The following is a 7,842-nucleotide window of genomic DNA, read 5'->3' on the forward strand; positions in this document are numbered from 1 at the left end:
CCTCACTTCGTGGTCGCCTTCCGTACCGGCTCCAGCTTGGGCGGTTCCGCCTTCACCGGTGCCTGCGCCGTCGCTTCCGCAGCGGGTGCTTTCGCAGCCGCCTCAACGGGAGCGGGGAGGGCGAGTCCTGCTCGCCCTTCACTTTTGGGCACCGACGGCACCGACGGCGTCGACTGCTCCGACGACGAGGACTTCAGCCGGTCCACCCCGTACCGCAGCGCCGACGCGTACGTGTCGTCCGGGTCCAGGCGCCGCAGCTCCTCCGCCATCAGCTCGGCGGTTTCCCGGCGCTTGAGCGCCACCGCCCGGTCCGGCTGGCCCTCGATGGAGAGCGTCGCCAGGGAACCGTCGGCACGGTCCAGCTTGATCGGGCCGCAGTTGGTGTCCATCCGCACCGCCGTCAGACCGGGTCCGCCGGACAGCGAGCGCTTCACGGGGACGTCCAGCCGGTCCGCGAGCCACATCGCCAGCAGCTCGCAGCTCGGGTTGAACTCCTCGCCCTCCACCTCGACGGCCCGGACCTCGCAGGTGACCTGGTCGAGGGCCGCCGCCAGCATGGAACGCCAAGGGGTGATGCGCGTCCAGGACAGGTCCGTGTCGCCGGGCGTGTAGGCCCGGGACCGGGTGGCCAGGTCCCGTACCGGCTGCTCGGAGGCGTACGTGTCGGTGACGCGGCGCTGCGCGAGGGCACCCAGGGGGTCCTTCGCCGGGTCGAGCGGCGCGTTCACCGGCCACCACACCACCACCGGGGCGTCCGGCAGGAGCAGCGGCAGCACGACCGACTGGGCGTGGTCGGCGACCTCGCCGTACAGCCGGAGCACGACCGTCTCACCGGAACCGGCGTCGGCGCCGACCCGGACTTCCGCGTCGAGGCGGGACTGCGTGCGGTCGCGGGGCGAGCGGGAGACGCGCCTGATGACCACGAGCGTGCGCGAGGGATGCTCGTGCGCGGCGTCGCTCGCGGCCTTCAGCGCGTCGTAGGCGTTCTCCTCGTCCGTCACGATGACCAGCGTGAGCACCATGCCGACCGCCGGGGTGCCGATCGCCCGACGGCCCTGCACCAGCGCCTTGTTGACCTTGCTCGCGGTGGTGTCCGTGAGGTCTATCTTCATGGCCGGCGCCAGCTCCGTCCGTGTCGCTCGAGCATTTCGTCCGCCTCGACGGGACCCCAGGTACCGGCCTGGTACTGGGCGGGCTTGCCGTTCTTGTCCCAGTACTCCTCGATCGGGTCGAGGATCTTCCAGGACAGCTCGACCTCCTCCGTGCGCGGGAAGAGGTTCGAGTCACCGAGCAGAACGTCCAGGATCAGACGCTCGTACGCCTCCGGGCTCGACTCCGTGAAGGACTCGCCGTACGCGAAGTCCATCGACACGTCCCGGATCTCCATCGACGTGCCCGGCACCTTCGAGCCGAAGCGGACCGTGACGCCCTCGTCCGGCTGGACGCGGATGACGATCGCGTTGGAACCGAGCTCCTCGGTGGCCGTCGAGTCGAAGGGGGAGTGCGGGGCCCGCTGGAATACGACGGCGATCTCCGTCACCCGGCGGCCCAGCCGCTTGCCGGTGCGCAGGTAGAAGGGGACGCCCGCCCAGCGGCGGTTGTCGATCTCCAGCTTGATCGCGGCGTAGGTGTCGGTCTTCGACGAGGCGTCGATGCCGTCCTCGTCGAGATAGCCGATCACCTTCGCGCCGCCCTGCCAGCCCGCGGAGTACTGACCGCGCACGGTGTCCCGGCCCATGTCCTTCGGCAGCTTCACGGCGCCGAGGACCTTGGTCTTCTCGGCGGCCAGCGCGTCCGCGTCGAAGGAGGCCGGCTCCTCCATGGCCGTCAGGGCCATGAGCTGGAGCAGGTGGTTCTGGATGACGTCACGGGCGGCGCCGATGCCGTCGTAGTAGCCGGCCCGGCCGCCGATGCCGATGTCCTCGGCCATGGTGATCTGCACGTGGTCCACGAGGGACCGGTTCCAGATCGGTTCGAACATCGTGTTGGCGAAGCGCAGCGCCAGGATGTTCTGGACGGTCTCCTTGCCCAGGTAGTGGTCGATGCGGAAGACCTGGTCCGGGGCGAAGACCTCGTGGACGACCTTGTTGAGTTCCTCGGCCGAGGCGAGGTTGTGGCCGAACGGCTTCTCGATGACCGCGCGCCGCCAGGATCCGCCCGTCTGGTCGGCCAGCTGGTGCTTCTTCAGCTGCTGGATGACCACCGGGAAGGACGAGGGCGGCACGGACAGGTAGAAGGCGAAGTTGCCGCCCGTGCCCTGTGCCTTGTCCAGCTCCTCGATCGTGGAGCGCAGGCGCTCGAACGCGTCGTCGTCGTCGAACGTGCCCTGCACGAAGCGCATGCCCTGGATGAGCTGCTGCCAGACCTCCTCGCGGAAGGGCGTGCGGGCGTGCTCCTTGACCGCGTCGTGGACCTCCTGTGCGAAGTCCTCGTGCGCCCACTCGCGGCGGGCGAAGCCCACCAGCGAGAAGCCCGGCGGCAGCAGACCCCGGTTGGCGAGGTCGTACACGGCGGGCATGAGCTTCTTCCGGGACAGGTCGCCCGTGACGCCGAAGATGACCAGGCCCGACGGCCCCGCGATACGCGGGAGCCGTCGGTCCGCGGGGTCACGCAGCGGGTTGCTGCTCGACACCTGTTCAGCCCTCCGAGGGGGCGAGGCGCTGAAGCTCGGCCTCGGTCGACTTCAGCAGGTCGGTCCAGGACGCCTCGAACTTCTCGACGCCCTCCTCCTCCAGGAGCCGGACCACGTCGTCGTACTTGATCCCGAGCTTCTCGACCGCGTCGAGGTCGGCGCGGGCCTGCTCGTACGTGCCGGAGACGGCGTTGCCGCGGATCTCGCCCTGCTCCTCCGTGGCGAACAGGGTCGCCTCCGGCATGGTGTTCACCGTGTTGGGAGCCACCAGCTCGTCGACGTACAGGGTGGGCTTGTACGCCTTGTCCTTCACGCCGGTGGACGCCCACAGCGGACGCTGCTTGTTGGCGCCCGCCTTCTCCAGCGCGCTCCAGCGGTCCGAGGAGAAGACCTCCTCGTACGCCTGGTAGGCCAGACGGGCGTTGGCGACACCGGCCTTGCCGCGGGCGGCCTTGGCCTCGTCGGTGCCCAGCGCGTCGATCCGCTTGTCGATCTCGGTGTCCACGCGGGAGACGAAGAACGACGCCACGGAGTGGATCCGGGACAGGTCCAGGCCGCGCTCCTTGGCCTTCTCCAGGCCGGTCAGGAACGCGTCCATGACCAGGCGGTAGCGCTCCAGCGAGAAGATCAGCGTGACGTTGACGCTGATGCCCAGGCCGATGGTCTCGGCGATGGCCGGGATGCCCGCCTCGGTCGCCGGGATCTTGATGAGCGTGTTGGGCCGGTCCACCAGCCAGGCGAGCTGCTTGGCCTCGGCGACCGTCGCCCGCGTGTTGTGCGCCAGGCGCGGGTCGACCTCGATCGAGACCCGGCCGTCCTTGCCGCCGGTGGCGTCGAAGACCGGGCGCAGGATGTCGGCGGCGTCACGGACGTCCGCCGTCGTGATCATGCGGATGGCCTCTTCGACGGTGACCTTCCGGGCGGCGAGGTCGGTCAGCTGCGTGTCGTAGCCGTCGCCCTGCGAGATCGCCTTCTGGAAGATCGACGGGTTGGTGGTGACGCCCACGACGTGCTGCTGGTCGATCAGCTCGGCGAGGTTGCCGGACGTGATCCGCTTGCGCGACAGGTCGTCCAGCCAGATCGCCACGCCTTCCTCGGAGAGGCGCTTGAGTGCGTCTGTCATGGAAATTCCATCTCCTACGTGTCGTATATAAGCGTCAGCGCTGAGCCGCGGCGATCGATTCCCGCGCGGCGGCGGCCACGTTCTCGGGAGTGAAGCCGAACTCGCGGAAGAGGACCTTGCCGTCGGCCGAAGCACCGAAGTGCTCCAGGGAAACGATGCGGCCGGCGTCCCCCACGTACTTGTGCCACGTGAGACCGATCCCGGCCTCCACCGCGACACGAGCCCGGACGGACGGCGGCAGGACGCTGTCCCGGTACCCCTGGTCCTGCTGCTCGAACCACTCGACCGACGGCATGGACACCACGCGGGTGGGCACGCCGGCGCCCTGGAGCTGCTCACGCGCCTCGACGGCGACGTGCACCTCCGAGCCGGTGGCGATGAGGATCACGTCGGGCTCGCCGCCCTCGGCCTCGAACAGGACGTAACCGCCCTTCGCGGCGTCCTCGTTGGGCTCGTAGGTCGGCACGCCCTGACGGGTCAGCGCCAGACCGTGCGGCTGGCCCTTGCCGAACTCCTTCGTCCAGCGCGCCAGGATCTCGCGCCAGGCGATGGCCGTCTCGTTGGCGTCCGCCGGGCGCACGACGTTCAGGCCCGGGATCGCCCGCAGCGACGCCAGGTGCTCGACGGGCTGGTGGGTCGGGCCGTCCTCGCCGAGGCCGATGGAGTCGTGCGTCCACACGTACGTCACCGGAAGGTGCATCAGCGCCGACAGCCGCACCGCGTTGCGCATGTAGTCGGAGAAGACCAGGAACGTGCCGGCGTAGATCCGGGTGTTGCCGTGCAGCGCGATGCCGTTCATCTCGGCGGCCATCGCGTGCTCGCGGATACCGAAGTGGATGGTGCGGCCGTACGGGTCCGCCTCCGGCAGCGGGTTGTCCGCCGGGAGGAAGGAGCTGGTCTTGTCGATCGTGGTGTTGTTCGAGCCCGCCAGGTCGGCCGAGCCGCCCCACAGCTCCGGGATCACCGCGCCGAGCGCCTGGAGGATCTTGCCGGAGGCGGCACGCGTGGCCACGCCCTTGCCGGCCTCGAAGACCGGGATCTTCTCCTCCCAGCCGGTGGGCAGCTCACCCCGGGCGACGCGGTCGTACTCGGCCGCGCGCTCGGGGTTGTTGTCCCGCCACTGCTGGTAGGCCTTCTCCCACACCGCGCGGGCCGCCTGACCCCGCTCCAGCGCCTTGCGGGTGTGCGTGATGACCTCGTCGGCCACCTCGAAGGACTGCTCCGGGTCGAAGCCCAGCACCCGCTTGGTGGCCGCGACCTCGTCCTCGCCCAGCGCCGAGCCGTGCGCGGCCTCGGTGTTCTGCGCGTTCGGGGCCGGCCAGGCGATGATCGAGCGCATCGCGATGAACGACGGCCGGTCGGTGACGGCCTTCGCCTTCTGGACCGCCTCGTAGATCGCGGCCGGGTCCAGGTCGCCGTTCTCCTGCGGCTCGACCCGCTGCACGTGCCAGCCGTAGGCCTCGTAGCGCTTGGCGGTGTCCTCGGAGACGGCCGTCTCGGTGTCACCCTCGATCGAGATGTGGTTGTCGTCCCACAGCAGGATCAGGTTGCCCAGCTTCTGGTGACCCGCCAGCGACGAGGCCTCGGCGGAGATGCCCTCCTGGAGGCAGCCGTCACCGGCGACGCAGTAGACGAAGTGGTCGAAGGGCGACTCGCCCTCGGCGGCCTCCGGGTCGAACAGGCCGCGCTCGTAGCGGGCGGCCATCGCCATGCCCACCGCGTTGGCGACACCCTGCCCGAGCGGGCCGGTCGTCGTCTCCACACCGGTCGTGTGCCCGTACTCCGGGTGTCCGGGGGTCTTCGAACCCCAGGTGCGGAAGGACTTCAGATCGTCCAGCTCCAGGCCGAAACCGGCCAGGTACAGCTGGGTGTAGAGGGTCAGGGACGAGTGGCCGGCGGACAGCACGAAGCGGTCCCGCCCGACCCAGTCGGCGTCCGCCGGGTCGTGCCGCATCACCTTCTGGAAGAGGGTGTAGGCGGCAGGCGCCAGGCTCATCGCCGTACCCGGATGGCCGTTACCGACCTTCTGTACGGCATCGGCGGCCAGGACACGCGCGGTGTCGACGGACCGCTGGTCCAACTCGGTCCACTCGAGGTCTGTGGTGGTCGGCTTGGTGCTCACCCTGGGTCAGGGCTCCTCTCCACATGTCGGATGCCGGTGTATCGGGGCGCCCACCGGCCGCAGCCGAGCCTACCCCCGTGGGACGTGCGTTTTTTCGGGTCACTCCAGAGTGCCGGGGCTGATCCCGGTCCGCCTCCTGACTGGGGCGTACCGCATTCGACAGGTGAATACGGAGCCGCTCATCCGGGTGCTCAATCGAGCTTCGGCGCGCCCTTCGGAAGCCCCCCTCCAACACGAGCCGACCCCCGCGAATGTCCGAGTCTGGGCAACGTCTAAAGTGGCGTGGTACGCGCGAGCCTTTACCGGGACTTCACAGGGACGAGGCTTGCTGGGATGTCTCTGTAGGGGTGTGCGTGACGGCCGTTGAATCCCGTCCAGCGGGGATGCTAGGGGCGGACCAGAGCCCGGCCCACCGGCCGTTCGGGGCCCGTGTCAAGGCGTTCGTGGCTCTCACCAAGCCGCGGATCATCGAGCTGCTGCTGATCACCACGGTGCCGGTGATGTTCCTGGCGCAGCAGGGCGTGCCCGACCTGACGCTGGTGCTGCTGACGTGCCTCGGCGGCTACATGTCCGCGGGCGGCGCCAACGCGCTCAACATGTACATCGACCGCGACATCGACGCGCTGATGGACCGCACCTCACAGCGGCCGCTGGTCACCGGCATGGTCAGCCCGCGCGAGTGTCTCGCCTTCGGCATCACCCTGGCGATCACCTCCACCCTGCTCTTCGGCCTGACCGTGAACTGGCTGAGCGCCTGGCTCTCCCTCGGCGCGCTCCTCTTCTACGTGGTCGTCTACACGATGATCCTCAAGCGCCGGACCTCGCAGAACATCGTGTGGGGCGGCATCGCCGGCTGCCTGCCGGTGCTGATCGGCTGGTCCTCGGTCACGAACTCCATGTCGTGGGCGCCGGTCATCCTGTTCCTCGTCATGTTCTTCTGGACGCCGCCGCACTACTGGCCGCTGTCCATGAAGGTCAGGGAGGACTACGCGCGCGTGGGCGTGCCGATGCTGCCGGTGGTCGCCTCCAACAAGGTCGTCGCCAAGCAGATCGTGATCTACAGCTGGGTCATGGTCGCCGTCTCGCTGCTGCTGACCCCGCTCGGCTACACGGGCTGGTTCTACACGTCGGTGGCGCTGGTCGCGGGCGGCTTCTGGCTCTGGGAGGCGCACGGCCTGCAGAACCGGGCGAAGGCGGAGGTGACGGGCGCGAAGCTGAAGGAGATGCGCCTGTTCCACTGGTCGATCACCTACGTCTCGCTGCTGTTCGTGGCGGTCGCTGTCGACCCGTTCCTGCGCTGACGTACGTCACACCGCCCTGCCCTCGCGGGATGATCTACCCGTGAGTAGCATCCTGGCCATGGCAGACACGCAGCAGGTTGACCCGAAGGCTGAGCGCAAGGTGGCCCGGCTGGCCCAGCAGATCTCCTCCTTCTCCGCGGCCCACGGCGGCGCAGAGGGTCAGGTCGCCTACCTCGGCCAGCGCGGCGCCCGCATCGTCCTGGTCGGCGAGGACGGAAACTGGGGCGACCTGGTCGCCCCCTCCTACGAGATCGCCGAGAAGGCCGTGGAGAAGTCGGGCATCACGACCCACGAGTCCTTCGACGGCGAATTCGCGGCCAAGGTCAAGACGGGGCCCTACGAGTGGTCGCGGATGGCGGGCATCCAGGTGGGCGGCCCGAAGAACGGCTGAGCAACCGGCTGCTGGTTTCCGGGGGCGCGGGGAACTGCGAGAGCAACCACACAAGGCCCGCACCCGCCACACGGCACCGGCTGCCCCCTCCGGGACCGCGACCTCGAACACGGTTCACCCGTTAGGACCCTTGAGAACAACAGGGTCCACACCGGGAGGCCCGGATGATCGAAACGCCGTCACTGGTGGACCAGTACTGCCACGGAGTACTCCGCAAGGAGCTGGGCCTCGGCACCTTCGAGGCCCACCTCAGCCACACCGAGGGCCCACCCG

The 7,842-nt window shown here is 69.2% G+C and carries 6 protein-coding genes and 1 pseudogene; 3 read left to right on the forward strand and 4 right to left on the reverse strand.

All coding sequences use genetic code 11. The features are described 5' to 3' along the window. Positions 1 to 2: 2 nt before the first annotated feature. The 4 genes from opcA to tkt are packed head-to-tail and all read right to left on the reverse strand — an operon-like array spanning position 3 to position 5,877. Positions 3 to 1,112, reverse strand: coding sequence for a glucose-6-phosphate dehydrogenase assembly protein OpcA (gene opcA, locus C1J00_RS03100; protein ID WP_102907483.1), 1,110 nt, complete (start codon positions 1,110 to 1,112; stop codon positions 3 to 5). Continuing rightward, the gene (gene zwf, locus C1J00_RS03105) at positions 1,109 to 2,632 is read right to left on the reverse strand and encodes a glucose-6-phosphate dehydrogenase (protein WP_102907484.1); all 1,524 of its coding nucleotides are present in this window, start codon (positions 2,630 to 2,632) and stop codon (positions 1,109 to 1,111) included. Before zwf ends, opcA begins: the two co-directional genes overlap by 4 nt. Before the next feature lie 4 nt (positions 2,633 to 2,636). After that, the gene (gene tal, locus C1J00_RS03110; RefSeq protein ID WP_102907485.1) at positions 2,637 to 3,755 is read right to left on the reverse strand and encodes a transaldolase; all 1,119 of its coding nucleotides are present in this window, start codon (positions 3,753 to 3,755) and stop codon (positions 2,637 to 2,639) included. Positions 3,756 to 3,789: 34 nt separating this feature from the next. After that, positions 3,790 to 5,877 (reverse strand): transketolase, encoded by a 2,088-nt coding sequence (gene tkt / locus C1J00_RS03115; RefSeq protein ID WP_102907486.1) that lies wholly within the window; start codon positions 5,875 to 5,877, stop codon positions 3,790 to 3,792. Between the two features lie 383 nt (positions 5,878 to 6,260). Here tkt and C1J00_RS03125 point away from each other — a divergent pair, with 383 nt between their 5' ends. From C1J00_RS03125 to C1J00_RS45000, 3 genes and pseudogenes are all read left to right on the forward strand, one after another. Further along, the gene (locus tag C1J00_RS03125) at positions 6,261 to 7,178 is read left to right on the forward strand and encodes a heme o synthase (protein WP_180989379.1); all 918 of its coding nucleotides are present in this window, start codon (positions 6,261 to 6,263) and stop codon (positions 7,176 to 7,178) included. A gap of 58 nt (positions 7,179 to 7,236) precedes the next feature. Beyond that, complete coding sequence (locus tag C1J00_RS03130; protein ID WP_102907488.1) at positions 7,237 to 7,569, forward strand: hypothetical protein; 333 nt, start codon at positions 7,237 to 7,239, stop codon at positions 7,567 to 7,569. Positions 7,570 to 7,733: 164 nt separating this feature from the next. Continuing rightward, positions 7,734 to 7,842, forward strand: a pseudogene (locus C1J00_RS45000) (amidohydrolase); the annotation flags it as partial.

The organism is Streptomyces cahuitamycinicus, from assembly GCF_002891435.1.
Lineage (GTDB): Bacteria > Actinomycetota > Actinomycetes > Streptomycetales > Streptomycetaceae > Streptomyces > Streptomyces cahuitamycinicus.

Coding starts and splice junctions, on each gene's coding strand:
- opcA (WP_102907483.1), bottom strand. CDS start 1,112: ATGAAGATAGACCTCACGGACACCACCGCGAGCAAGGTCAACAAGGCG.
- tal (WP_102907485.1), bottom strand. CDS start 3,755: ATGACAGACGCACTCAAGCGCCTCTCCGAGGAAGGCGTGGCGATCTGG.
- C1J00_RS03125 (WP_180989379.1), top strand. CDS start 6,261: ATGCTAGGGGCGGACCAGAGCCCGGCCCACCGGCCGTTCGGGGCCCGT.
- C1J00_RS03130 (WP_102907488.1), top strand. CDS start 7,237: ATGGCAGACACGCAGCAGGTTGACCCGAAGGCTGAGCGCAAGGTGGCC.